This window comes from Paenibacillus aurantius, from assembly GCF_032268605.1.
GTDB lineage: Bacteria > Bacillota > Bacilli > Paenibacillales > NBRC-103111 > Paenibacillus_AO > Paenibacillus_AO aurantius.
In genome coordinates, this window is the sequence record NZ_CP130318.1 from 3,151,625 (window position 1) to 3,175,789 (window position 24,165).

Annotated in this window: 22 protein-coding genes, 2 pseudogenes, 1 riboswitch and 1 other annotated feature; of the genes and pseudogenes, 3 read left to right on the plus strand and 21 right to left on the minus strand. The window is 52.7% G+C overall.

The window, feature by feature from the left end; genetic code table 11:
- Positions 1-3 precede the first annotated feature (3 nt).
- The 4 genes from MJA45_RS14205 to MJA45_RS14220 form a co-directional block, all read right to left on the minus strand.
- Positions 4-402 carry a hypothetical protein gene (locus MJA45_RS14205; protein ID WP_315607905.1) on the minus strand — a complete coding sequence of 133 codons (399 nt, stop codon included), beginning with the start codon at positions 400-402 and terminating at the stop codon, positions 4-6.
- Positions 403-564: 162 nt separating this feature from the next.
- Entirely contained in the window at positions 565-726 is a 162-nt protein-coding gene (locus MJA45_RS14210; protein ID WP_315602579.1) for a hypothetical protein, read from the minus strand.
- Between the two features lie 144 nt (positions 727-870).
- Complete coding sequence (locus MJA45_RS14215; RefSeq protein ID WP_315602580.1) at positions 871-2,286, minus strand: MFS transporter; 1,416 nt, start codon at positions 2,284-2,286, stop codon at positions 871-873.
- 32 nt (positions 2,287-2,318) lie between these two features.
- Positions 2,319-3,254, minus strand: a complete 936-nt coding sequence (locus tag MJA45_RS14220) for an aldo/keto reductase (RefSeq protein ID WP_315602581.1) — start codon at positions 3,252-3,254, stop codon at positions 2,319-2,321.
- A gap of 152 nt (positions 3,255-3,406) precedes the next feature.
- Here MJA45_RS14220 and MJA45_RS14225 point away from each other — a divergent pair, with 152 nt between their 5' ends.
- Positions 3,407-3,871, plus strand: a complete 465-nt coding sequence (locus tag MJA45_RS14225; protein WP_315602582.1) for a DUF1259 domain-containing protein — start codon at positions 3,407-3,409, stop codon at positions 3,869-3,871.
- Between the two features lie 115 nt (positions 3,872-3,986).
- Here MJA45_RS14225 and MJA45_RS14230 read toward each other — a convergent pair whose 3' ends face one another.
- From MJA45_RS14230 to MJA45_RS14255, 6 genes and pseudogenes are all read right to left on the minus strand, one after another.
- Positions 3,987-7,172 carry a polysaccharide lyase family 8 super-sandwich domain-containing protein gene (locus MJA45_RS14230; protein WP_315602583.1) on the minus strand — a complete coding sequence of 1,062 codons (3,186 nt, stop codon included), beginning with the start codon at positions 7,170-7,172 and terminating at the stop codon, positions 3,987-3,989.
- Between the two features lie 557 nt (positions 7,173-7,729).
- Positions 7,730-7,883: pseudogene (locus MJA45_RS14235) on the minus strand (glutamate--tRNA ligase family protein); the annotation flags it as partial.
- Positions 7,884-7,974: 91 nt separating this feature from the next.
- Positions 7,975-8,388: a helix-turn-helix domain-containing protein gene (locus MJA45_RS14240; protein ID WP_315602584.1), complete on the minus strand. Its 414-nt coding sequence runs from the start codon at positions 8,386-8,388 to the stop codon at positions 7,975-7,977.
- A 71-nt stretch (positions 8,389-8,459) separates the two neighbouring features.
- Positions 8,460-9,035 carry a histidine phosphatase family protein gene (locus MJA45_RS14245; protein WP_315602585.1) on the minus strand — a complete coding sequence of 192 codons (576 nt, stop codon included), beginning with the start codon at positions 9,033-9,035 and terminating at the stop codon, positions 8,460-8,462.
- A complete protein-coding gene (locus MJA45_RS14250; RefSeq protein WP_315602586.1) occupies positions 9,032-9,466 on the minus strand; it encodes a MerR family transcriptional regulator in 435 nt (144 codons plus the stop codon). Before MJA45_RS14250 ends, MJA45_RS14245 begins: the two co-directional genes overlap by 4 nt.
- A 13-nt stretch (positions 9,467-9,479) precedes the next feature.
- The gene (locus MJA45_RS14255; protein WP_315602587.1) at positions 9,480-10,496 is read right to left on the minus strand and encodes a medium chain dehydrogenase/reductase family protein; all 1,017 of its coding nucleotides are present in this window, start codon (positions 10,494-10,496) and stop codon (positions 9,480-9,482) included.
- A gap of 263 nt (positions 10,497-10,759) precedes the next feature.
- On the opposite strand from MJA45_RS14255, the gene MJA45_RS14260 reads away from it, so the two are divergent.
- The gene (locus MJA45_RS14260) at positions 10,760-11,377 is read left to right on the plus strand and encodes an NUDIX hydrolase (protein ID WP_315602588.1); all 618 of its coding nucleotides are present in this window, start codon (positions 10,760-10,762) and stop codon (positions 11,375-11,377) included.
- A 51-nt stretch (positions 11,378-11,428) separates the two neighbouring features.
- A complete protein-coding gene (locus MJA45_RS14265; protein WP_315602589.1) occupies positions 11,429-11,773 on the plus strand; it encodes a YrdB family protein in 345 nt (114 codons plus the stop codon).
- A gap of 12 nt (positions 11,774-11,785) precedes the next feature.
- On the opposite strand, the gene MJA45_RS14270 is transcribed toward MJA45_RS14265, so the two are convergent.
- The 11 genes and pseudogenes from MJA45_RS14270 to MJA45_RS14320 all read right to left on the minus strand — a co-directional run bounded on the left by MJA45_RS14270 (position 11,786) and on the right by MJA45_RS14320 (position 24,141).
- Positions 11,786-12,229, minus strand: a complete 444-nt coding sequence (locus MJA45_RS14270; RefSeq protein WP_315602590.1) for a GNAT family N-acetyltransferase — start codon at positions 12,227-12,229, stop codon at positions 11,786-11,788.
- Between the two features lie 13 nt (positions 12,230-12,242).
- The gene (locus MJA45_RS14275; RefSeq protein WP_315602591.1) at positions 12,243-12,689 is read right to left on the minus strand and encodes a hypothetical protein; all 447 of its coding nucleotides are present in this window, start codon (positions 12,687-12,689) and stop codon (positions 12,243-12,245) included.
- Positions 12,690-13,043: 354 nt separating this feature from the next.
- Positions 13,044-13,367: pseudogene (locus tag MJA45_RS28645) on the minus strand (HD domain-containing protein); the annotation flags it as partial.
- A 136-nt stretch (positions 13,368-13,503) separates the two neighbouring features.
- On the minus strand, positions 13,504-15,177 hold the full coding sequence (locus tag MJA45_RS14285; RefSeq protein WP_315602593.1) for a glutamine--tRNA ligase/YqeY domain fusion protein: 1,674 nt from the start codon (positions 15,175-15,177) through the stop codon (positions 13,504-13,506).
- Positions 15,178-15,241: 64 nt separating this feature from the next.
- Positions 15,242-15,495 (minus strand) — a binding site (T-box leader).
- Between the two features lie 79 nt (positions 15,496-15,574).
- The gene (locus tag MJA45_RS14290; RefSeq protein ID WP_315602594.1) at positions 15,575-16,021 is read right to left on the minus strand and encodes a hypothetical protein; all 447 of its coding nucleotides are present in this window, start codon (positions 16,019-16,021) and stop codon (positions 15,575-15,577) included.
- Between the two features lie 70 nt (positions 16,022-16,091).
- Positions 16,092-16,964: an AraC family transcriptional regulator gene (locus tag MJA45_RS14295; protein ID WP_315608022.1), complete on the minus strand. Its 873-nt coding sequence runs from the start codon at positions 16,962-16,964 to the stop codon at positions 16,092-16,094.
- 99 nt (positions 16,965-17,063) lie between these two features.
- Positions 17,064-17,459, minus strand: a complete 396-nt coding sequence (locus MJA45_RS14300; protein WP_315608023.1) for a GNAT family N-acetyltransferase — start codon at positions 17,457-17,459, stop codon at positions 17,064-17,066.
- A 42-nt stretch (positions 17,460-17,501) separates the two neighbouring features.
- Positions 17,502-18,119, minus strand: a complete 618-nt coding sequence (locus MJA45_RS14305; protein ID WP_315608024.1) for a DJ-1/PfpI family protein — start codon at positions 18,117-18,119, stop codon at positions 17,502-17,504.
- 60 nt (positions 18,120-18,179) lie between these two features.
- Positions 18,180-18,259, minus strand: a riboswitch (ZMP/ZTP riboswitch).
- A 78-nt stretch (positions 18,260-18,337) separates the two neighbouring features.
- On the minus strand, positions 18,338-19,453 hold the full coding sequence (locus tag MJA45_RS14310; RefSeq protein ID WP_315602595.1) for an acyltransferase domain-containing protein: 1,116 nt from the start codon (positions 19,451-19,453) through the stop codon (positions 18,338-18,340).
- 174 nt (positions 19,454-19,627) lie between these two features.
- The gene (locus MJA45_RS14315) at positions 19,628-21,490 is read right to left on the minus strand and encodes a DUF4082 domain-containing protein (RefSeq protein ID WP_315602596.1); all 1,863 of its coding nucleotides are present in this window, start codon (positions 21,488-21,490) and stop codon (positions 19,628-19,630) included.
- Between the two features lie 149 nt (positions 21,491-21,639).
- Complete coding sequence (locus MJA45_RS14320; protein ID WP_315602597.1) at positions 21,640-24,141, minus strand: discoidin domain-containing protein; 2,502 nt, start codon at positions 24,139-24,141, stop codon at positions 21,640-21,642.
- Positions 24,142-24,165 lie beyond the last annotated feature (24 nt).

A 24,165-nucleotide genomic window follows, 5' to 3' on the forward strand; every position in this document is an offset into this window, starting at 1 on the left:
TTCCTACATCCCCTTCCAATAGAGGGCGATGAGGCCCAGCACGCTGACAGCCGTAAACACCATAGGCAGGATGACGGGCGGTCCGATCATAAAATTCCGCAGGGCCCACCCTCCTACGCGTATCCCAACCCCTCGAAAATGGAAATACACGCCGATCAAGCCGGCCACGGCACCGACGTACATCAGAACAAGGAACAACGTATGCAGCCACGAAGCGTTATACCAAGTGAGAATGATCCCGGCGACAAAAAATACAGGAGAGGCCAGGACAGGCAGCCACATGGCTTTGTGATGAAAATTTTGACGATAATGATACAAGGTTACTTGAATGCCAATCAGCAGGAAGGCCAGGCTGACAAACAAGACCACAATACGATCGAGTGACCAGTCGTTCCAATACATGCTTCAACCCCGTTTCCGCAAGATTATGGTTTACTGGTATTTTTTTCAGTTTCTTTACGTCTTATCCATTTTCCTCCACAAAAGAAACGGGGGAGTTGGGAAGGGTAAGAAGACAAAGCAAAAAGCCGCGCTTCGCGCGGCTTTTGCCTATGTCAATATCGCTTACCAATAATGGCTGGCTTTCTCTTTGTCCGCCCAATGCAGCTCGGCGACGGCGATCATCCGGTGAATCACGCTTTCTTTCTGCTCGGCCGCCAAGGAAGCGGCCTGGCCATACGAAATGGTTTCGTTCCGCTGCTCTTGCTCCAACTCTTTTAGCATCATTATCGGATCCTCTCCCAACATGATTTGGATTCCTGTCTCTCCATCATAGTTGGGCGGAAGCAAAAAGGCTGTCTAATGCTGGTGTTTATCCGGCACTTTTCTTGATACCTATTGTCGATTCGTAGCGAAATCCCTCTCCTTCCTTTACCGGCCCGATCCCAAGTCCCTGGGCGAGAGGTTCCTTGAAGGTTCTCTTCTCTTGCCCCGCTTAAGGGAAAGGGTTAACAGGGTCACCCCGATACACGAAATCAGGCATAATCCAAACAGAATTCTCATCGGAACGTCGATTCCGCTGCCCGTGGATGGTGTAAGCCCCCAGGTACCTACCAGCAAAGTGGCCAGGCCGATGCCGGCGATTTGCCCTAGATAGCGTACCAAGGCAAGCATGCTGCCGGCCAGGCTGCTTTTGGAGGAAGGCGCAGCACTCATGATTTCCGCATTGTTGGTGGAATGAAAAAGCCCCATCCCTACCCCGAACCAGGCCAGCTGCAGGCCGATGATCCAGACATGGGCCTCGGGAGCAAGCATCACGAACAGCATCGAGAAGGCACAGCAAATGGATCCGGCCATAACGGGGAAGAACGCGCCATACCGGTCCCGAAACCAGCCGGCAAAAGGAGCTATCGTTCCCATGAGAAGCGGCTGCAGGATCAGGAGCAAGCCGGCCGACTGGACGGATAAGCCCAGCTGGCCCTGAAGATAGAAGGTGATCGGAATAATCGTAGCCATTTGGGCCAGGTTGATGAGGAACGAACCGGCATTGCCGAACAAAACGGCCCGGTTCCCGAACAACTCCCGGTCCAGGATGCCGTTCTCGATCCTTCGTTCATGCAGCCAGAGCCCAACGAACAAGAGGGCGCCCGCAGCAGCTTCTCCGATAACGACTGGGCTCATCCACCCGCTAGCCTGACTGCCTTCGGCAGCCAGCATGAGGAGACAGGTTCCGGCCCCGAGCAGCACCGAGCCCGGAAGATCGAACGAGCCTTTCTTTCCGGTGCTCTCCGTATCCGGAAACCAGCGCAGCCCCAGGCCAAACGCAACGAGGCCGATCGGAACATTGATCGCGAAGAGCCATGGCCATGTGACATAGTGGAGCAGGAAACCTCCGACCGCGGGACCGGACAAGGTCCCCATCGAGATCACGATGGCATTGATCCCCAGCGCGCGTCCGCGCTCATGATCCGGGAAGATCTGCCTGACCATGGCTTGGCTGTTGGCCATGATCATAGTAGCTCCCACTCCCTGGAGAACCCGGGAAAGGAGCACTTCTGCCAGCCCGTCGGACAGCGCAATACAGAGGGAACCTGCGCTGAACAGCAGGAAGCCCCAGCTGTAGACGCGGCGGCGGTTCCATTGATCCGAGAACTTGCCGAGGAAGGGCAGCAGCGTGACCATGGTCAGCAGATAAAGGGTCGCCACCCATTGGATTTGCGAAAGCGGCCGGCCGAACTGATCGGCCATGGTCGGCATGGCGATGTTAACGATTCCGACATCCAGCGTCGACATCAGCGTTCCCATGTTGATGATTTGAAGGATGCCCCATCGTTTCGAATACGTCATGAAAAGTAAGCCCCCTGTAGGTAATAAACTGTTTAATTAGAAAGCCGTAAGCGGGCAAGCAGCTCGGGAAGCTCTTCCCATATCGGAACGGGTATGGGTTCACAGACTGCCGCGAAGCTCTGCTCCACCTCGGCCGGTGTAGAGGCTCCGATCAGGGTCGCGGCAAAAGCCTCCTGGCGCAAGCTGAACTGAAGCGCGAGCGACAGGACGGTAATGCCTCGCTGTCCGCACCAGGCGGCGATTTCTTTGACGGCGGAAACCTCCTCCTGCGGCGGTTTCCAGGCGGAGGTTCCGATCTTCTCCGGAGCTTGTCCGCTAAGAAGACCCATCGCCAGCGGGGCTCCATTGACCAGAGCCGTTCCGTGATTCTGCGCATGACTTTGCAGCTTTAGAGCGGTTTGCCGCATGAGGGTATAATCGCTGAAGGTAAGGGCGACGTCCATTTCCCCCGTATCGATAGCGCGTTGAAGCGACGCATGCTGGCGAACCCCGATTCCAATAGCGCGAATGATCCCCTGCTGCTTCAGGTCCCTCAGCGCCTCCAGGCCTCCGCCGGGTCCGAGGACCTCATCCATATGCCGGGGAAGCGGATCATGGATCAGACAGAGGTCCAGATAATCCGTGCCCAGCAGGCGCAAGCTGTTGTCGACTGACCGGTAGAAAGACTCCGCGGAGTACTGCTGAAACCAGTCAGGGTGCGTCCCGGCTTTGCTGGACAAAACATACTGCTCCCTCGGGACTCCTCTAAGTGCCATCCCCATTCTTCGTTCCGATTCCTTATAGAAGGGGGACGTATCGAGCCAGTGCAGGCCCAGCTCCAATGCCTTTTGAACAGCGGCAATGCCTTCGGCTTCCGGTACCTGCCCAAAGATCCCGCCAAGCCCGGCACCGCCGAGGGAGAGCCGGCTCACCTCTATATCGGAACGGCCGAGCTTCCTTTTATCTAATGGATGAGGACTATGGTACATTGGGAATCCCTCCTTGCTTCTTGTGGTTATGAACTATCTCTATTCTATGACATTAACTCGGGAATGGAAATCATCGGAATACAAGTCTGGTAAGCGATGAATTTATTCCGGGCTATTGTGGGATAGTATGGGAAAATAAAGGAGGTCAGCCTGTGAAAATTCTGGGGCGGAAGTTGCTCTTGCCTATGCTCTTGCTCGTCCCCGCCGGGACGGCATATGGAGCGGATGGTTCCGATTGTTCGAAAATCCAAAAAATAGTAGGTGGCGAAGTTAATCAGAAGGAAAACGTATGCAAGGCGGAAGTCCCCCGCAAGAATCTCCAGGTTTCCTTGATGGGGGTTCCCGTATCTCCTGAGCTGATAGAGCTTGGCTTTGAAGCTAACTTCGAGAAGAAGGATTCCCAAACCGTGGTGACGGGAGAATTCGCTCTTCTGGGAGAAGAAGTTAACCCTGTTGTGGATGCGCTGCGGAAAGGCGGCATAGAGATTACCGCCATCCACAACCACCTGATAGGGGAGCAGCCCCGGATCCTGTATCTTCATTTTCAGGGAATCGGGGACCAGATGGCCCTAGCCAAGACCGTGAGGCAAGCTATTGATGCCGTCCGTAAGGGCTGAACCTCTGCTTGAAATAAAGAGGGAGTCCCCCAGTCGTGTAAACGGCTGAGGGACTCCTTCTTTTTCATTGGGTAACCGCCGTACTCCCTATCATCAGATACGGACCAGGTTTGGACTACTCCGCCTTCTCCAGGGTATCTGTGAGCTTTACCGTAACGGTTCGCCCCTGCGATCCTTCCGTGTTGACCTTCACGATTAGGGAGGTTTCCGTCTTCTCCACCTCAATGGACGGATCGCTGCTCGATACGGACAAGCCCGGCTTGTTTACCTCTATCGTGATGGTGCTCTGGGCTTGAGTAGGGTCGGACACGGCCAAGGTCCACTCGCCCCGATCTTTCTCCAGCAGCACGGAGGCCGGATTGTGAGAGGTAAGGTCATCTATGCTGCCCGGGCTCCAGAAGTTAACGGCCGTGAGATGAAGCCTCTTCTCTTTTACCGCCTGGATATCCGCCGTATTCTTCAAGACAATAACGTCTTGATGCTGGTTGTAGTACTGGGTTTCGGCTGCATTTTTATTGGGAAGCAGGATATACGAATAACTGGCGTCTTGCGGGTGGGATCCATGCTCAAACGCCAGGCTGAGGAAGGCGTTGGTGATAGGCTCCGTCGTCCCTCCCGGATTAATCTCCTTCCAATAACCGGTACGGGACTCGCGCATGCCGTATAGATCCGCTCCTTTCGGAAACACGTATCCGATATCCGAACCCGGAACATTCCCTTCTAGATTAACCCAGGAGACATTGGTCATCGTTTCCGACCAGTCCAACCCATTCGATTTATTTTGGCCGTCCACGATTAGCCGATTGTCCCCGCTGTCCCTTAGCTTGCGGTTCTCCACGATGGTTTCCACCCGAGCTTCTTCTGAGCTGCTAATGCCGGCTCCCAGTGCGACGATTTCATCATCGAACAGAAACCAGGATTTCTTTCCCTGAAGACTGGAGCCGGTCGTCTCCTGAAGCGAGAAATCCATGCCCACCGCTCCATACTTGTTATTGAGAGAAGCCCCCCCTACCCAGCTCTTGGGATTACGGTAGAACTGCCAGTTTTTCAGGATGCCCTGGGATCCGTCCGTCGTCGTTCCGGGAAGCCGAAGGCTGTCGACCGTCGGCCAGTAGCCGCCGCTGAATTGCGTCAGGTCGTTGTTATATAGAGACGTAGCACCTATTCCCGTGTACCATCCCTTGGGGTTCTCATTATTGCCGTATTCAAAAGCGGAGATTCGGTCGGAGAACATCGCAATCCCGAATCCGAAGCCGGGCCGCAGATGCACCGCCCGGTCCATACTAGCGAAAACCTGATTTTTAATCAGCTCGCCTCTCGGAGCAATGGAGGAATCAGACATCAAAGCCTCGATCAGGCGGATGTCATACAACGACAATCCCGTTTTATAATCGGCATAGGTGGTATCGGTATTGATCCATTCCTTCACCATGCGTTTAATCTTCAATGCTTCGTCCGCCGGAGCTCCCTCCGCTACCCGTAAAAGCCCCACTACCATGTTGCGGCCAACACTGTGGTCATTGGTTAGCGGACGGGCAATTTCCCTGCCCCGCACCATATCCATGATCCCTCCACGGTAGATGAGCGGTTCGAATGAATGGCTGACCCAACGATACACGTTAGCCAGCTGAGGATCCGTGATCTTCCACGGGGAGTCCTGCAGAAGATACATCAGATCCCCCACCCGGCTAATCAGCGACAATCCGTAGCCGCCCGTGTACGCCACCTGGGTATGCTGGATGAACGAGCCGTCCTCATAGAAGCCGTCCCCGCTCTTCACATACGGAAGCGCGGGACTGACCGCATCCCGGCCAAGAGAAGTCTTTTGATTAATATTGCCGATCATCCCTCGAACCGCTGTTACCATGGCCTTATCCAGCAGGTTGGCTCCGGTTTCTTGAGCGTTATTGGTTGTCCGGTAATACGGGGTAGGCACGAACCGGTCCACCGCCCTCATGTAATTCTCGATCTGGGTGCCCGACAGTTTGTCGTACATGAGGATAACCGCGTCATTTAAAGCTTGCGGTCCGCTGATTTCCCAGTGAAACCAGTTGTCGTATTCGGAAGACCGTTCATTGTAACGGTTCGCATACATCCAGTCCAGCCCACCGATAATATCCTCCGCCAGCTGCTCATTCCGGTAAAGGCTTGTTCCCGGTGTGTTGTACGCCAAGGCCATGGTTCTCAACCGGCCGTACCCAACCGGTATATCTCCGGAGCGGGTCGTACTGTCCAGGTTGCTCCACAAATAGGTCCTGTCAGCGGACCGGTTGAACGTATCCCAAATTCCGACCCCCTGCGCGTTCGTAAGGCTGTTGACCAAGCCATCCAAATAACTCTTCACCTGGGGATCGGATAGATCGGGATGGTCATCTCCGATCAGCTTGTGGAACCATTTCTGCCGGAGTTCGGCGAAACGGGCAAATGTATCCGAAGCTTCGACGCTCACCTCACAGCTCGCTGAAAACTTTCCATCCGGTGTGGACGCGGTGATCCGGGTGTTCCCTTCCTTCTTAGCCGTTACGGTTCCGTTAATAACTTCCGCTACCCCGGGATCGGAGCTGGACCAGATTACCGTCTTATCGGTGGCATTCTCCGGAATGAAAACAGGAAGAATGGTAGAGGACGCTCCCTCTTCCAATGCCAAGTAACTCCGATTCAGGAGCAGGCCCGTCAGGCCATTGTAAGGGACCAATTCGATGCCGTCATACCAGGCTCTGCCGGTTCCAGTTTCATAGAAAGGCTCTATCTTCACTTGGCTGGCGTTGGAGGGAACCTTGAAAAGGATTTCTTTCCGGACCCAATCCTGGGTTCCCGTCAGACTATCCGTGTATTGGAGATTCCCCACCTTTTTGCCTGACGTATCCATGAATTGAGCCCGTGTAAAAACTCCTCCGGAGGCAGACTGAATATTATCGGTTTTCATCCAGATGCTCAACCGGTAGGTTTGTCCTGGCGTCACATTCACCGCCGTGGACACGGCCCCCCGCCCCCCAGTTGCCGATTCGAGACGAAGCGCATGGCTGCCATCCCGGTAAACCGCTGAATCCACCGTTGCCTGTATGCTGCCGGAGGCATACCATTCCGACCAGCCGAGCGGCTCCACATTACCCGTCCATTTGTTTCGGGTGGTTACTTTTGTCTGTTCAAAACCGCCATTAGACAAAATATTCTCGGCTGCCGCGGCGTCGGACGGTTCCATCCATTCCGCATGTACGGGCAGGGGATTACTGGGTATTACGGTTACCCCCCCGAGCATCAAGCTTGTTATCATTCCCACTATCACCGTCTTCCTGGCCATTCCTTACCTTCTCCCTTCTGCACTGCCCTTTTTTTGAGGCGTAACGATCGCTTCATGGAAAGCGCTTACGTATAACGCATCAAAGCGATTATACGCTCCGTCCCGTTTCCCTTCCATAACCCTTTCGATGGATGACCAACCGGAGTTATTTTTCTGGATAAACCGATTACATGCGGATAAACCGGTTTTAAGGTCTGATGAGAATGGTACTGTGAAGGTTCTAGTGTCGTCCGAATCGCGAAAATCCTATCCATGAAAAAAGCTCATAAAAGGGGGCACAAAAAAACCGCCCGGGAAAAGGCGGAGGTTACCCTAAGCTCGACCCTTGGTGACGCCCCGCTAACAAAACCTTCTGGATGGGGTCTGTAATATCAGGGACCCTTTGGGAGGAACCGGTCGGAAGTACGGGATGAGCTCTTGGGCGGTTAAAGACTCCGGCTGATCGATCCATCCGGGCAAGTAAGCCAAGGTGCCCAGCAGCCACTCGGGCGGGATCCCGCCTCTCGGAGAGAGACAAGCGTTAGCGAATGGTCGCGCTTGGATGGGCACTGTTATGCCGGACGGGAACGGGCTTGATCGATGTCTTCTATCCGCAGCAGGAATTCCCCGCCCGCTTGGCCTTTGCAGCCATGCCGTAAGAGCGGTGAAGGCGTTGCCTATATGAAGCAAGCCGGTAGGGCTCGGGGAGAAACGTCCGCGTCGTCGATTCATACGGTCACGCTCCTTGCAGAATACAAAAAAAGAGCAGGTACTTCCATTCTGCTCGTCGTTGCCAAGGGAAAGACAGAGGCACAACAACTTTTTAAAGAGTAAGGCTCTCGGCATCTGCCTGTTTTCGAATGGAGTCTACCGTCTGATTGAAGGCTTGGGCCGCTTTGTAGACATCCAAGGCAGCCTGAAGCCGCTTGGCTAGATGATCCAACTCGCTTGGATTCTCGGCCTGCTTCACTATCGAGCGTGCCGCCAGAATAAGCTCCTCCTGCGCCGCTCTAACCGAACGATGGTGTACTTTCTCAATGATCTTAACGGCCATATGAGTATAAATCGCTGAAAATTCCTTATCCTCGATGGACTGCTCTCGAGCCGCGAGGTCGCTCTCCTTGATTTCCCAATCGCCGGAATCCGACTTGGAAGCTGCTAAACGACCGTCATTGATCATGTTCAATACGGTCTTGTAATGAACACCAAGCATTAGAGCCGCTTCTTTAGCATTCATCTTTGCCCACTCTCCTATCCACTATTATCCATATGATAAGAGATAACGAGGGATAGGTAAAGAAGGAAGCTTCACCGAACTACGTGTTTGGCACAATTCAGAAGGTCACAGAACCACTCCGATCCGTTGTAAGTAATCGTGGTAATGGAGGTATTGTGATAATGGGCAACGTCCGGTAATGCGGGCACAAGCTCTTTCACCGTTAAGCCGATCAAGGCTCCGTGACTGACTACGGCTATTCTTTTATCGGGGAAGGTCCTTACCATTTCATTGACAAAGGCTAACCCCCGGTTCGTTACCGAATGATCGTTTTCGATCCCGAGTGGCTGGCTTTCCCACCCAGCGCCCCATCGTTTTATTCGCTCCTCTAATGTCGTTCCTTCCGTTTCGCCCTTGTGCATTTCCCTTAACCGGGAATCCGTTTGCACCTCCAGACCAAGCGCTCCGGCTAGGATGGCTGCTGTTTCTTTGGCCCTGGAAAGATCGCTTGAATAGATAAAGTCTACTCCTTCCGCTGCCATTCGAAGGGCCAAGGCTCGTGCCTGCTGACGACCTTGTTCGTTCAGAGGGATATCACTTTGTCCTTGCGCCCTTCTTTCCGAATTCCAGTCCGTTCTGCCATGCCTAATCCATACGAGCTTCGTCATGATATTCCTCCGTTTTCCGGCAGATGAAGTACCGCCTGCTCCCTCAGCATGTTCGTGTAATAGGCTCGTTTATTCTCCGCGTACTCCTTGCCGGCCTGAAGCTGCTTCATTCGATGATCCAGATCGTCCAGGTGCCGGTCCAGCAGCTCGATCCGTTTCTGCAGCATCTCTTTCCAATCCGTTTCCTCCGGCAGATTAAGAAGACAACCGTCCTCCGTAAAGCTTGCAAGATCCTCCAGCTTCATTCCCGTTTGCTTCATGCTGTGAATAAACCGGATAAACCGCAAATCCTCCTCGCTGTACTGCCGGACACCGTCCTTCCTCCCTTCTTGCCTACGGGGGTTGGGAAGCAATCCGATTTTTTCATAGTAGCGAAGCGTAAAAGCTGTCACCCCGGATAATCTTGCGATATCCCCGATCGAATAGACCACACTAGCACCTTCTTCAAAGACATGGATTTGTTAAAACTATTTTACCAGCGGTTTGAGAGGTTTCAAGCAGCTGATGAGCCCGAACGGCTTCCGTTAACGGGATACGCTCGGCAATTACCGGGTCAATCCGAGCTTCGACCAAGAGATGAAACAGATGGGCAAGGTCTTCGCGGAACCAGTCCGGGCGTTCCTTTCTAAGCGTGGTAATGGAATAAAGACAGGCGGGATTTCCTTGAGGAGTCGTCTGGTTAGTCATCAGATACGTCCAGTTCTTTGCCCATTCGCTGGAATCCTCCTCTTCGAGAACAGAGGTATACCCATAGCCGACGAAGTGTCCTTTCTTGTTCAGCGTTTGAAAAGACCGCACCCAATGGCTTCCCCCGATCGGATCAAAAACCGCGTCCACCCCATCCGGTACCCGTGACCGCATCAGCTGCACAAAATCTTCGCTTCGGTAATCGATCGGCACGGCCCCGTATCCGGCGACAATGTCGTGCTTGGGGGCCGACGCCGTGCCATACATCCTCAGCCCTGCAAGCCGGCCGAGCTCGAGAAGCGCCGTCCCCGTGCCTCCGCTTGCTCCGTGAATCAAGATTTGATCTCCTGAGACAACCTTTGCGACCCGATGAAGCATTTGATAGGCCGTCACGTAATTCAGGATAACGGCCACCGCTTTACCCATATCGACCCCCTCCGGTACGGGATAGAACTCGTCGGCCGTTGCATAGACATACTGGGCATAGCCCCCGGCTCCGTTATAAAATACGGCACCTCGGCTTCCTTTTGGAATCCCCTTTATGCGCTCGCCAACCTCATCGACGAAGCCGACCGCCTCATATCCCGGTGTAAAGGGCGTTGCCGGACCTCCCAGAAACTTACCTTCTCTCCGCATCACATCCCCAAGCGCCACACCGGCACTGTGCACCCGGATACGAACTTCATGCGGCTGAGACGGACGCAGAGGCTCCTCGTGGATCTGCAGCTTTTCCGGTCCTCCGTATTCCGATACCATCACTCGCTTGTTTCCCATTTCGTTCGCTCCTTTGTAAAGTTCGCAAGATACCTAGAACTCTACAGGTTAGAGTAAACTCTAAGTCAAGGGATTTGGGGAAACCCCAACTTGTGCCTTATCCGCAAAGGAAGTTCTACCCTATTGATTCTCGTGCGCGTAAGGAGGTTTTCTTGCCAACAAAGTTACCGAATCAGACACTTGTTATAGAAAATAATCCTTTTTCGGTCTATACTTCGATCTAACAGGTATTTCCATAAGTTGTTCACGAGGAGGAAGGAACCATGGACACCAAATGGCTGGAATGGGCCAAGCAGATCCAAGCCATCTCTCAAATCGGCCTGACCTATTCGAAGGACCCCTACGACCTCGAGCGGTACGAAGCCTTAAGGGAGTTGAGTGTGGATATTCTTGCCAACTATACGACGGCGGGCCGGGAGCAGATTAGTCTTACTTTTGCCAGCGAAACGGGTTACGCTACGCCAAAAGTGGACATCCGGGCAGTTATTTTCGAAAAAGATCAGGTTCTATTGGTTCGGGAAAAGATCGATGGGGCCTGGTCCCTGCCGGGGGGCTGGGCGGATATCGGGTACTCCCCTTCAGAGGTAGCGGTTAAAGAGGTCAAGGAAGAATCCGGATATGACGTGAAACCAATGCGGCTGCTCGCGGTCCTCGACAAGAAGTTTCATCAGCATCCCCCGGAGCCATACCATGTCTATAAAATGTTCATCCAATGCAAAATCATAGGGGGAGAAGCCATCAGCGGCTTGGAGACCAGCGAGGTCGCCTTTTTCGGCCGGGACCGGCTGCCCGAGCTTTCCGCGGAACGAAACACGGCGGCTCAGATCCAAACGATGTTTGAGTTTCTGCATAACCCGGCCAAAGAGACCCTTCTCGACTAAAAATAAGGGGACGAGAAGGACGGGGACTTTTCCAAAAAAGGGATGGGAGACATGGGCAAAGCTATTAATCTTACCATACGATTTATATTAGAATTGGTTATACTCTTTGCACTGGGCTATTGGGGATTTCATTATGATTCGGAATTCATCATTCAGATTCTTTTAGGACTTGGACTGCCGCTTGTTGCAGCTATCCTATGGGGAAAGATCATATCTCCAAAAGCGACGATCAAGCTGCCTCTACTTGGCGTCATTTTAACGGAATTGCTGATATTCGGTGCCGCTTTTCTGTGCTTACTAAGTGATGGATTCAAGGTATTTGCCATAATCTTTCTCTTGGTATCTTTTGTGAACCGATTCATCATTCTCAAGTTCAAGCAAGGGATTGAACTCTAGCCTACCTATTGACTAGAAAAAAATAACGTGAGTGTCCGTATCCGAGCCAGAGATTACTTGAAACCCCAAAGAACGGTAAAAAGCATCAGCAGCGGGATTGTCCGTTTTCAAGGTTAAGCACTTGTAATGCTTTCTTGCTTCTATCATAACGGCCTGCATAAGCTTTCGGCCAATTCCCGACCGGCGTGCGGAAGGAGAGGTATAAAGCCGGCGAACCCGTCCCCTCTCCTTACCAGCGGTGAAAGGATCCCGATTCAGGCCGCCGCAAACGCCCACAACTTCTTTATTGCGCATGGCCATGAATAAGGCTTCCCCGTCCTTACCAAATCGGTTGACTCCGGATGCATACTCGTTCACCAGCCTCGTCAGGTGACGAAAGCCTTCCCTTACACTTTCCTCCACCAACAAATCGAGGCGGTGAATGTCGTGTGATCCGATTTTTCGGATTTCTATCAACTTCATGGCCTCCCTACCCTTCCAATGGACTTTTATCCACGTAGAATAAATAGCTTTTGGGTGAAAGCCTAGAGAATTCCTTGATGAAGGGCGACCGTTCCCTAACATCTACCCTTTGGTCCTTTTCCCAAACGAAAATGCCTCCCGTATAATAGCCGTATCTCGGATTAGGCACCAACACTTCCGTTTGGAAGTGCCATTCCGGATGCTTCACCTTCTCCAAAGCTGCTGGACTGGTTTCGTCATCCACTTCGGTCCACTTCAAGGTAAGCACGGGATTAAGGTAACAAGCGGAAAGTTGAGACAACAATTCGTCTTCCCGTTCCATCCAACTAACGACGACCTGGTTAATAAAGTCGTCATTCCACTCGAGGTAATGGTCAACCGGCCAGTGGGCGGAAGGGTCTAGGATAGGAAGAAGACGGGGTGGAGTGGGCTCCCACCCTTTTGATTTATGCAAGAAGGAAGCTCTTCTAAAAATCAGCTTCAGCAAGAGATCCTTTCCCGCAACGAACGGATGGCCAAATCCTCGCTCAAACCAGTCCTTTCGGACCTTCATAAGATTTTCGATCTCCGGGATCGCCAGCCGGTCGATAACCAAATGATGGTCCTTGTACGTAAGATGATCGATCAGCTTTTGCAAATTGAAGGAATCTGTCTTAAGCCCGGAATGCCAATGATCTCTCTTATTATAATCCAGGGAATCTGCACCGAGCTGGGAGAATATCACGTTCTCCATGACAGGAAATCTTCCGCTCTTGCTTATGACATCCGCGACATCGGTCCGCAATCCGGGTATTCTATCCAAGATTCCGCCAACCTCTTCCTCCTCCTGGATAATCCTTATGCTCCATTCTTCATGGTGCCTGCCCGTCATGTACTCAAAGCAATGGGAATAAGGTCCATGCCCGATATCGTGCAGAAGAGCAGCCATTCCCGCGAGTTTTCTTTCATAAGCGGAAATTTTAATCCCGTTCCCCGTGACCAAACGATCAAGAATAGCAGCCGTATTGGCGTAGACGCCTAAGGAATGAGAAAACCGCGTCTGAATCGCATCGGGTAGCAGATAGTAAGTGTTTCCTTGCTGTTTCAAGCCTTTTAACCGTTGAAAAGCTTTGGTTTTCATTATATCCAGCATATCCGGGTCGTCTATTTCTATGAGTCCGTGAATCGGATCGGATAAAATCAAATCTTACTCCCTCCTCTTGATTCCCTAAATCTTCCTATAGATTCGGCTTCCTCGAGAGACTTTCCTTTCTATGACGGGCGCACGCCTACTCCCGGTTCCACGTGTCCTTTAGCGGAACGATCCGGTTAATGATAAGCTTGTTTCCCGCGGACGATTTCGAATCCACACAAAAGTATCCGTGACGGAAAAATTGAAACCTCTGCCCGGGCAAAGCCAGTTTCACAAACGGCTCGATCCTTACGTCCTTTCGGGTAACCAGCGAATGTGGGTTGACGATACTTGACCAAGGCTCGCCATTCTCTGGAAGGTCATCGTTCAGCAGCAGGCTGTCATAGAGGTGAAGGTCCGCTTGGACGGAGTGGTCGGCCGACACCCAGTGGATCGTTCCTTTTACCTTGCGCCCGGTAAAGCCCGTGCCGCTTTTGGTAAGCGGATCATAAGTGCAGTGAAGCTCCATTACCTCTCCGGTAACAGGATCATGGACGACCTGCTCACACCGGATAAAATACGCACCCTTCAACCGGACTTCAGCCCCCAGGCTAAGGCGGTGGAAGCCTTTGGGAGGCTCTTCGTTAAAATCTTCCCGCTCGATATAAATGGTTCGAGAGAACGGAACCTTCCTCTCCCCTAATGCTTCATTCTCGCTGTTGTTCGCAACCGTCAACCACTCCACCTCACCCTCCGGGTAGTTGGTAATGATCACCTTTAACGGCTGTAATACGGCCATTACACTAATTGTTTGGTCCTTCAGCTCCTGCCGGATACCGTGATCCAGAAGGGAAATGTGCACCATGCTATGGGCTCGGATGCTGCCGATCTCTTCCATGAACCTTCGAATGCTGCCCGGGGTGTACCCTCTTCTTCTCATGCCCCGGATCGTCGGCAGCCTGGGATCGTCCCATCCATCAACGTGCCCCTCCTCGACCAGCTGCCTCAAAAAACGTTTGCTCGTCACGACTCCCGTCAAGCTGAGCCGGCCGAACTCCCTCTGCCGCGGGGGCTCAGGAATTCCCAGCTCGTTCAAGACCCACTCGTACAAAGGACGGTGGTCTTTAAACTCTATCGAGCAGAGGGAGTAGGTAATGCCTTCGATCGCATCCTGAATCGGATGGGCAAAATCGTACATAGGATAGATACACCAGTCCCGTCCCGTCCGGTAATGCTCAGCATGAATAATCCGGTAAAGAACAGGATCACGGAGGTTCATATTGGGCGAAGCCATATCGATCTTCGCACGGAGAACCTTAGAGCCGTCCGGGAAAACGCCGTTCTTCATCTTTTCCAGGAGCTCCAAATTTTTCTCCACCGATCGGTTCCGATAAGGGCTGTTGCGGCCGGGTTCTTTAAGGGTCCCCCGGTACTTCGTCAGCTCGTCGGGGGGAAGATCGCAGACATACGCTTTTCCGCGTTTGATCAGAGTGACCGCGGCCTTGTAGATGTCGTCCGAGTAATCCGAGCCGTAGTAGATGTGGTCGCCAGGATCGTACCCCAGCCAACGGATGTCCTCCATAATGGCATGGACGTATTCCAAGTCCTCCTTACGTGGATTGGTATCGTCAAGCCGCAAGTGAAAAGCTCCGTTAAACCTTTGAGCCGCGGTATAGTTCGTGTGGATCGCGTAAGCACTTCCGATGTGAAGGTAGCCGTTGGGCTCGGGAGGGAAGCGGGTGCACATATCCCGGCTAAACGGACTTTGCTCCAGTTCCTCTCGAATAAGCTTTAAGATAAATGACTCGTTGTTGTCCCTTGGGTGGACCATGGTGGATTCCTCCTTGTGGAATATTCAGCGAAATAAAAAAACTTCACCTCCAAGACGGTTAAGTCTTGGGGACGAAGTTCTCGCGGTGCCACCCCAGGTTCATTAATATGTCGCCATATTAACCTCTTCAAGTACGGCAGGGTCGAGCCCTGCTTATACTCTAGCCCTATAACGGGAGCGCCCGTCCTGCCATCCCCATCGAAGGTTCCGGCAGGCTGCTCTGAGGCTTGGTTCAGGGTTACGTTCCTGCCCCTTTTCAGCTGCCGGGGCTCTCTGCAGAAGAACGGCTTCCCTTACTATTCTCGTCATCGCGTTTCAAGTTGGTCCTATAATACCAGTTCCTTCCTTTCTTGTAAACGGACATTTGTTTAGTCCTGCTTCTATCTTCTAGGGGGCCTCACCGGGCAGGTAATCCTGGCAGCAGATCCGGGTACGGGGCTCTTCCCAGGGTAACGATGTATTCGTCCAGCTCCCTCCTCGCGGATTCCGGACGGGCTTCGTACTGGGCTCTGTTTAGGTAAAGCCCGCTGGAAAAACGGATATGTGTTGACCCGCTCTTCATTTCCAGTTGATACAGCTGTCCGACCCCATTCGGTTCTGTTCCGACCTTGTGTAATCGGATACTCTTCAAAAGGCTGGTCACCTTTCCAAGTGTCTCTTGATCGGTAATGATAAGCTCACGGCCATCCCCGAAACGAACTATCATCTCCTCGAGGCTGAACGAATCGCTGTCCCCTACAAGTAAGAATGGCTCGATCTTGTCTTTGCTATTCCCGCATCCCATCATTAGCACAAGGAAGACAGCCAGGATGACGCGAAATGATGGTTTTATGGGCATAAACATAACTCCACCCCTTTCCTAGCCTCAGACGTAAAAGGGATGGAGAAAGTTACCTGGAACCCAATGGCCAGGCTTATTTTTCCTGGACCGGGATCCAAATTTCGCTTTTGTAGTTGGGAGCTGTGGTATCCTTGTGCTCATTCCAGAGGATTTCCGGTCCTTCTTTGACTTCATAGCCTGAGGAGGGGAACCACTCCGAATAAATACGGCCCCAGGTTTCCTGTAGCGTTTGCGGGAAAGGTCCGATTGCTGTGAAGACCGCCCACCGGGAAGCCGGAACTTCCAGCTGAACCATCCCGGGACCGGCCTGCTCCGTGGTGGCCACACCGATATAATGGTCGCACTGCCCCTTTTCCTCCATCCTTCCTTCAGAAAAATTCGTAGAAGCGCTGATGATTCCGGCAGGCTCCATGTTAGACAGCTTCTTCATTTCCTCAATAAGCTTGGGCGTCAAACTTTGAGACATTGAGGCAATCTCCGGATTCACTCCGTCGAATACAACGGACACCCGCTTTTGGATCCCTACGATACGAAAAGCTTCTTTGTTCTCCAAACGGTAATTCATTTCTTCTCCTCCTTGAATGGTCAGCTGAAATCTCATCCGAGGGAAGGCTTTGAGGGAATGCCCGTGAATCCGGGCTTCCGAAGGTGTGATGCCATGGACCCCCTGAAAAGCCCGGGCAAAGGAATCTGGAGACGAGTAGCCGTACTTCAAAGCGGCATCTATGATTTTGAGATCGCCATGACAGAGCTCGTGGGCCGCCAAGGTTAACCGCCTGCGCCGGATGTATTCCGATAACGTAATCCCTGCCAGGAAGGAGAACATCCGGGTAAAATGATATTCCGAGCAGCAGGCGATTCGGGCAGCCTCCTTATAGTCAATCGTATCGGTTAGATTCTCCTCGATGTAGGACAAAGCTACGTTCCAGTTGGCCAGCAGATCCAAGACATTCACGCCTCCCTCGTTACCTCAAAGATAACAAAACTTCCTTTTCGTTTCCCGACAATGCTTGCACGGTTCTGTGGGGTTCCTCGAGTATGGTAATCATTCCGTTTCGAGCGATTTAACCAAGGTTAACCGATGGTAACCTGGTTGATAATAGTCTTTCTCCAGATGCACAGCCTGGAACCCCAATCGATCATAAAAAGCGAGCGCCGCCTGATTCCGCTCATGGTCGAGGGTATACAGGACAACTTCGTCATGTCCCCGTTCTTTTGCTTTTTGGCATATGGCAGCAATCAGGGAAGCCCCTACTCCTCTGCGGAGCCAATCCTTACAGGTTACAACACCTACGATTTCATAACGGCCTTTCGAATGCTGAAGAAGATAACCGGCATGACCAATCACTTCATTCTGTGCGTTGACCATCACGAAATAACCGCTGCTGTCATCGTTGGCTTCCAGGAAAGAGCTCCATCGGCAGGGATACTGTTCCCGGATGAAGGTGGGAAAGGAGAAAGAGCAGCAGACGAATCTCCACCTTCACCGCTCCTCTTCTTGTGGATCTATCTGCCCATAAACGTCGCCTGTCTGGCCAGCCTTGTAATAGGGATAGACCAGCTTCTTCTGAACCTGACGAACCGTCTCTGGATCCGTCAGATTCTCGACCATGAAGAGGCCCAAATCCACCGAGGCCGTGACGCCGCCTCCGGTAAAGGTATCTCCATCCCTCACCGCCCGGGCTTTTACCACTTCCGCACAATAAGGAACCAGCAGATCGTAGGCGGAGGGATTGGTGGTGGCTCTTTTGCCTTCCAGGAAGCCGGCTGCTCCCCATAGCAGGGCACCCGTGCAGACGGATACTTTATACGGCACAGACTCGGCGGTTCGGATCCATTCCACAAAAGCATCGTCTAACCGCAACTTCCTGGTCGCCATGCCGCCCGGCAGAAAGACCAGGTCGAATTGACTTAAAGGCGGCAGCACCAGATCCGCTTTTACCTTCAGCCCCCGGTCATCCTTCACTTCCGGTTGGTCGGCGCAGAACCTCCAGGTGACATTCTCCTTGATCTTCATAATACCCAGCCACGTGATTGCTTCGTAGAACCCCGCCAAATCCATAAACGTCATTCCGTCGAACAATACAAACGCCATCCTCATTTCTTCCACCTGTCCTTTCTTCGTTAAGAAAATAAAAAAAGCATTTGATCGAAGGATCAAATACTTTGCCCAGGCGTACGGCGGTTGTTCCATGCGCTCCCTCGTGGTCCTCCACGTTTACGCCAGTCACGCATTCCATATATTTACTTTTACTATACAAGGGAGATGGTTATTTTGTCTATGTTTTTTCACAGGATAGTCACGGCTTTGGGCCGCAGCTATGACAACGCTACGGAACCCGCCGGCTGTTCCCACAGTCTGAATCCCGCGGAGGACCTCATTCGATTTCCAAGCTTAACGTGCCGGATGATCGCTTTCTGCAGGGAGGTAACGGGTGTAAACTGATCAAGCTCCACATGGGGATCGTCGAAAACAAGTTCATAGGTTTGCCTCTCGTCCCCTATAACGGGAAGCGGCTTAAACATTCGTTGAAATTTGACGAGGTTGGACTCCGGAGGCAGGATGAGGGAAAGTGCGGGATCCATAATCCAGGATTTGCAGACGAACGCCTTAAACGGAATTCCTGGAAAGTATCTGGGAAAGAAACGATACGCCTCACGGTAAGCGTCCTCGCATTCTTTAAGGGAAAGCTTGCTGCCGGACGGGATGTGCACGTCCACGACGCGATCTCCTTTTCGGAGAACCACCCTCCACTCGTTCGGATCAAGGGCGATCGTCTCCCTCTGCACCGTTCCATCGGATGCGACCGGATGACCGACTAGCGAGAGGTCCGACTTCTGAAGAACCGGCAGCCAGGATTCCGCCTCCCTTCGGTTGTTGGTCCCATCCGGCAGGCCATCGGCCCGATACGGGACGTCCCCGTCGCATAACGTTATGATTTGGGATTCCCTGTTGCGGACCGTCATAAAAGGCCAGGAGTAGGTGCCGGTATTGAAGACAAGCCTGCCTAACCGGAAAATGCGGGCCTGGACGTGGCGCCTGAGCCAATTAAGTTCGGATAACCCCCATCTTCCGTTTCTTCGGTAATAGTCACGTGTATAAAGACCGCCGAATGCAAGCGTCTCCAGCGCAATCCGGTTTTCCATTCCCAGCTTGCGATAAGCCTCAAATGCCCGTTCGGCGCCGGAGACCAAGATAGCTAAGGGCCAGATCCCAGCCTGGTCCCCCAGCACGGGCACAGGGAGCGGCCAGGTGGAAACAGCGCCTGCCGTTCCCGGAGGTTGATGGAAAATGAGATAGGACCAGAATCGCGCGAGCAGGGACAATCCGGGATTCGCGCCGATAACGGGATAAAGCCCGGCTATCTCGGCCATCGCTTCCTGCGGTAAATCATAAATAAGGGAAGCGTTCTCCGGTATTTTTTGAAATGACATCTTGTACTCTCCGGACTCCACTGCTTTAAGATAGGCCGGCCAATGGTCCGGCCAGCCTGCTGGGGCAGGGCTTCCTGTCAATTCCTGCGTGAGGTGCTCCAAGTCCATCCCTGTTCCTTCCTCCTCGATGAACGAGAGGCCGCCGAGTTGCCGGCAGCCTCCCTGTTAATGGTTTTATGGTTTGAAGACGATGTCGCGCAAATAGTTGTTTCCATTAAACGTGCTGGTCGGTCTTGCTCCGAGCGTTGTCGTAAAGACACCCGCATTGGCCGTCCAGGACAGATGGTTCGCGTTGCTGCCGGAGTTGGTTAAGTCGCCGGCGACAGCGGCATAGAGCTTGCCGGAATCCGTTCCCGTCGTAACCGACACGGTATAGTCGGTATTCGCCGCTAGGTTGACGGGAGTGGCCAAATTGTACTGCACCCAACTGTCATTACCGCTAAACTTGAACGTGTACGGACCGCCGATGACCGTATTGTCCGAGTTTCTCCATATCCGGATGGTATGGTTTCCCGACTCCCCTTGCACCCCGAACAATCGAACCCCGGTTACCTGACCCGCAACCGAGGATGTGAACACCGTGCCGAGTTCATAGGCCCCTCCGTTGCCCCCGTTTCCCGTATCCGCCTTCACGCCGAACATATTCTCCGAAGTAAAGGATTCCGGATAGAAAATAACATCTCTTAAATAGTTCGTACTGTTGAAGGTGGTGGTCGGTAAAGTTCCCATTGTCGTGGTAAACACACCGGCGTTCGCAGCCCATGTCAGGTTGCCGCTGCTCCCGCCGCTGGTTAGGTCTCCGCTGATAGCAGCGTACTTATGCGACACATCGGTACCTACTGAAACGGAGACCGTGTAATTCGTCGATGACTCAATATATAGCGGAGTAGGCAGATAGAAGGTTTTCCAGCTGTTTGAGCCTGTAAAGGTGAAGTCATAAGGACCGGCGATCAAGGCTCCGTCCGAATTCCTCCATATCCTTATTTTATGGACCCCCGATTCCCCTGTAACCCCGTAAACCTTTACGCCCGCAATGTAACCGTTAGTCGCTGCCTGGAACTTCGTCCCGAGCTCCACTTGCTGTGAGCCTGTTCCCGTAGGTACCTTCGTTGCGAACATCGTATTGATCCCCGGTACCGTGTAGCCGTTCCAATAGCCGACATTGTCGTACCCGCCCTGCCGATTGGTATTAAACCAGAGCTTTCCGTCGGGGGCAACATTGACGGACTCAATCTCAATCCAGGTGCTTTCCTTAAGGCTGAAAGTCAGATTAAGATCCAATGAGATCGTTCCCGATGCTGTGGATATATTATGATAAACCAGTACAGCACTCTCGACCGGGGAACCGAAGGTCATAGGAACATAGATGCTGTCGTTACCGCTCCAATACCCCAACCCCTGATGCTGGGATCCCGTGTAGCTTCCAAGATCAATCACGAAATCAGGCGCTGCGGCTACCGCTATGGTTCCGCTGGTCGCACTCATGCTGAGCGATGCCCGGCGAAACTCCGTTCCCGATTTGAGGAGTAAATTTATAGTGCTGCCGGTTTGCCCCGTAACCTCAACTCCCGACATGGCCCAGAGTTGACCGGTAGGATCTTGAATATTGAACTCCCCCACTAGAAAATAGGTGTTTCCTACCACCTTCAGCTTCAACAGCTGAATAGTTCCGGGACTGTTCTTCAAGGTGGCGACGAAAAGATAGGTCACTCCGTCGATTACCGTGGCAGCCATATCGTTGGCATGGCTGAAATACGAAAGGATGGTAGTATTGTCGCTGCCATTCGTCATGAGCGTAGTGGCCCCGCTGGTCATGTTCGTAGAGTAAAGGGCCATTTGGGTATCGTTAGGTTCGACTTTTGCGGAATAGGCATAGCCGTTGGCCAGGGCCAATCCTTCCGTTGCGGTAAACACGTCATTGGGCAGCAAGGAGACCTGGGTATAGGTGCTGTAGGAAGCGGCACCGGCTGTGACGGGCATTAACGTGGTGAGGATCAAGACCAGTACGATGGCGACAAAACGCTTGATTATCTTCATTTCCTTTCCCTCCATTTGGAGGATTGCTTCTATAAAGCAATCCTAAGCTTAGTCAATAAAAGGGGAGGCACGTTTCATCTATGGATGGGGAGAGCACAATAGCGCTGCTCCCCATTTCTTGCTGGCTGCCTATTCGTTTTCCGGATGACCTATGGGGTAAACGCACGCCCCGGCTTTGGACTTAAATTAGTTACCGGAATGTTCGTGATTCCTTTCACGGGATATCCGGCATAATCATTCAGCGGCTTGGTCCCCGGCGTGTAGGAGATGGTAACGGTTCGATCGAATAGGACAGCCTGGGAGAGAGTCAGCTGAACCTCGTTACCGGCGGAATAAACCGAACGGACGACCGTGGGCTTTCCCTGTACCTGTACGCTAAAGTCAGCGGGATCAGCGGCTGCTCCGTCCGCCAAAGGTTTATCAAACCGTAGAACCATCTTATCGCCGTCTACCGAAGCGGTATCCAGGTAGGCTGGTTCTTGGAACCTCCACAGTTCCGAAGAGGTGGCGTTCCCGTTCGAGTCAATCAGCTTCACGAACCACTCGTTTGCGTTCCCCACTGCAACGGGTTCCAGCTTAATCGAGGCCGGACCGGTCTGTACGTTCGGGAGTGTCCCGAGCAGCTCATCGTTCCATTCCGTGCTGATGCCGAAACGGTCCGTCATCAGCGTCATCTCCCCTTTTGCCGTATCAAGCGGAAAGGTCGCCTGCTCCTTGTCGTCGGCAAAGAAATTGTAGTCATCCTTATAAGGAGAGTACGTGTTCATGTACATCCGCTTATTTTTCGCGTCGAACTGCAGCAAACGAATGTAGCCCAAGCCACCTTCCGGCCCCTCCTGATAGTCGGACAGTACTTCATAGACCACTTTCCCGTTGATGCGTTTGACATTGTAGAACGCGCCGTGATAATGACCGCTTACCACCATGAACACATTCTCGTTGGGGGCAATTACCTTCTCCATGATTTCTTTGCCGTTGACCCCATATTTGCCGCTTCCTTCAATGTAAGCATGAGTCCCCACAATGGCATAACGGTCTTTGTATTTGGATAATACGCTGTTTGCCCAATCGACCGTTTGTTGGTCCAGCCTTCCATACACCCCGAGATACAAGATAACAAAATCCATGCCGCCGGCGGAAATCAGATCATAATGATGACGGTTGTTGCTCAGGTCGCCTCCGTACCAAGGCTGCCCGGCAAACCGGTCGCGGCCGAAATAGTTCCAATAGTACTCGTAATCGTTGACATTATGGTTAATGTCGTGATTACCGGAAACCACGCCATACGGAATGCCGGCCTCCTCCAATATTTTCATGTTTCGGTCCGCCACTCCCCACTGGTCCGCCATGTTCCAATTCTGCACGAGGTCCCCGGTGTGGATGACATACTTGATCTTGAGCGGGTCTTTGTTGTCGGCAATCCAGCGGTTCATCTTCTCAAAAATGTTAGGATAACTCCTGGAATAATACTGGGTATCCGTTTCCCAGATAAACGTGAAATCGTACTCGTTCGGGGCCGGTTTCTTGGAGGGTTCCGTAATATTTTTCTGTGCGGCCGCCACCATAAAGTGAGCTTTGCCTCCTTGGACGTTCGACGTACCGAATTTACCGGTTAATTGGATATCCCGCAGCGGATTGCCCTCCCGGGAGGTCAACGCCACCCAGTTCGTTATCGCATAGTCCCATACATACAGCGTCGCCACCTGGTCCGTCCGCCCTTCCCAGGTCACATATAGCTCCCGTTCCACCGGCTGGTCGAATTCCAGATCGAAGCGCTGGTAAGGAGAATTCTCCACGGACTTTGTAATCTGGTACTTGTCGTCCGATTGGGTTATCTTGGCCATTTCTTCAGGTGAGAGGCTGATATCCCCATATTCTTGCGGATAATAAGCGGGAAGCTCCTTCGCATCCGGATTCTGAAAGGCGGAGACGCCGTATTGAGTCAGGTCGGCGGGAATAAGAACCCGTTTGTAAAATTGGGCATCCAGGGGAACGCCGGACGAGTTCTGAACCTCCAGCTTCAATTCGCCGTTCTCATGAACGCCTTTTACCGCTCCGAGCCCGGAGGCCGGATCGCCGTATACTTCCATTTCGGAGAGCTGCATGCCGTACATCCACGTTTTCACGCCAAGCCCTTCCACCCGAACATATCTAGCGCGTTCAGCAGGGAAGTCAAAGGACTGCACGCCGCTTGGGTTCAGGGGGTAATCGCTGAGCTTGCGGACAACCTTCCAGTTAATGTTGTCCAGTGATACCTTGAGCTCGAAGTTGACGGGAAAGTTATTACCGGTGAACGAGCCGTCATTCCTCGGATATAAATCGATGCGTTTGACATTATAGGATGCGCCCAGATCTACGGTGGCCCACACCCAAGTGGTATCGCCGGTATTGTAGACGTCGCTGGACCAACCAAAGCTCTTGCTCGTCACGCCCCGGACGCCATCGACCAAATACTTCTTGCCGATGACACCGGCTTCATAACTGGATGATGCCGTGACGGTTTTGTTCAGGGCCAGGTTGACCTCTCCGGCTTGCGCGGTTAGGCTGCCGCCGGACTCTTCCGATTCCGCTCGCGGGAGCGGAGCTCCTATCATGAGACTGACTACCATGGCGGCTGACAGGATGGTCGAGATGAGCTTTTTGGCTTTCATTCCAGATCCTCCTCTTCCTCATAT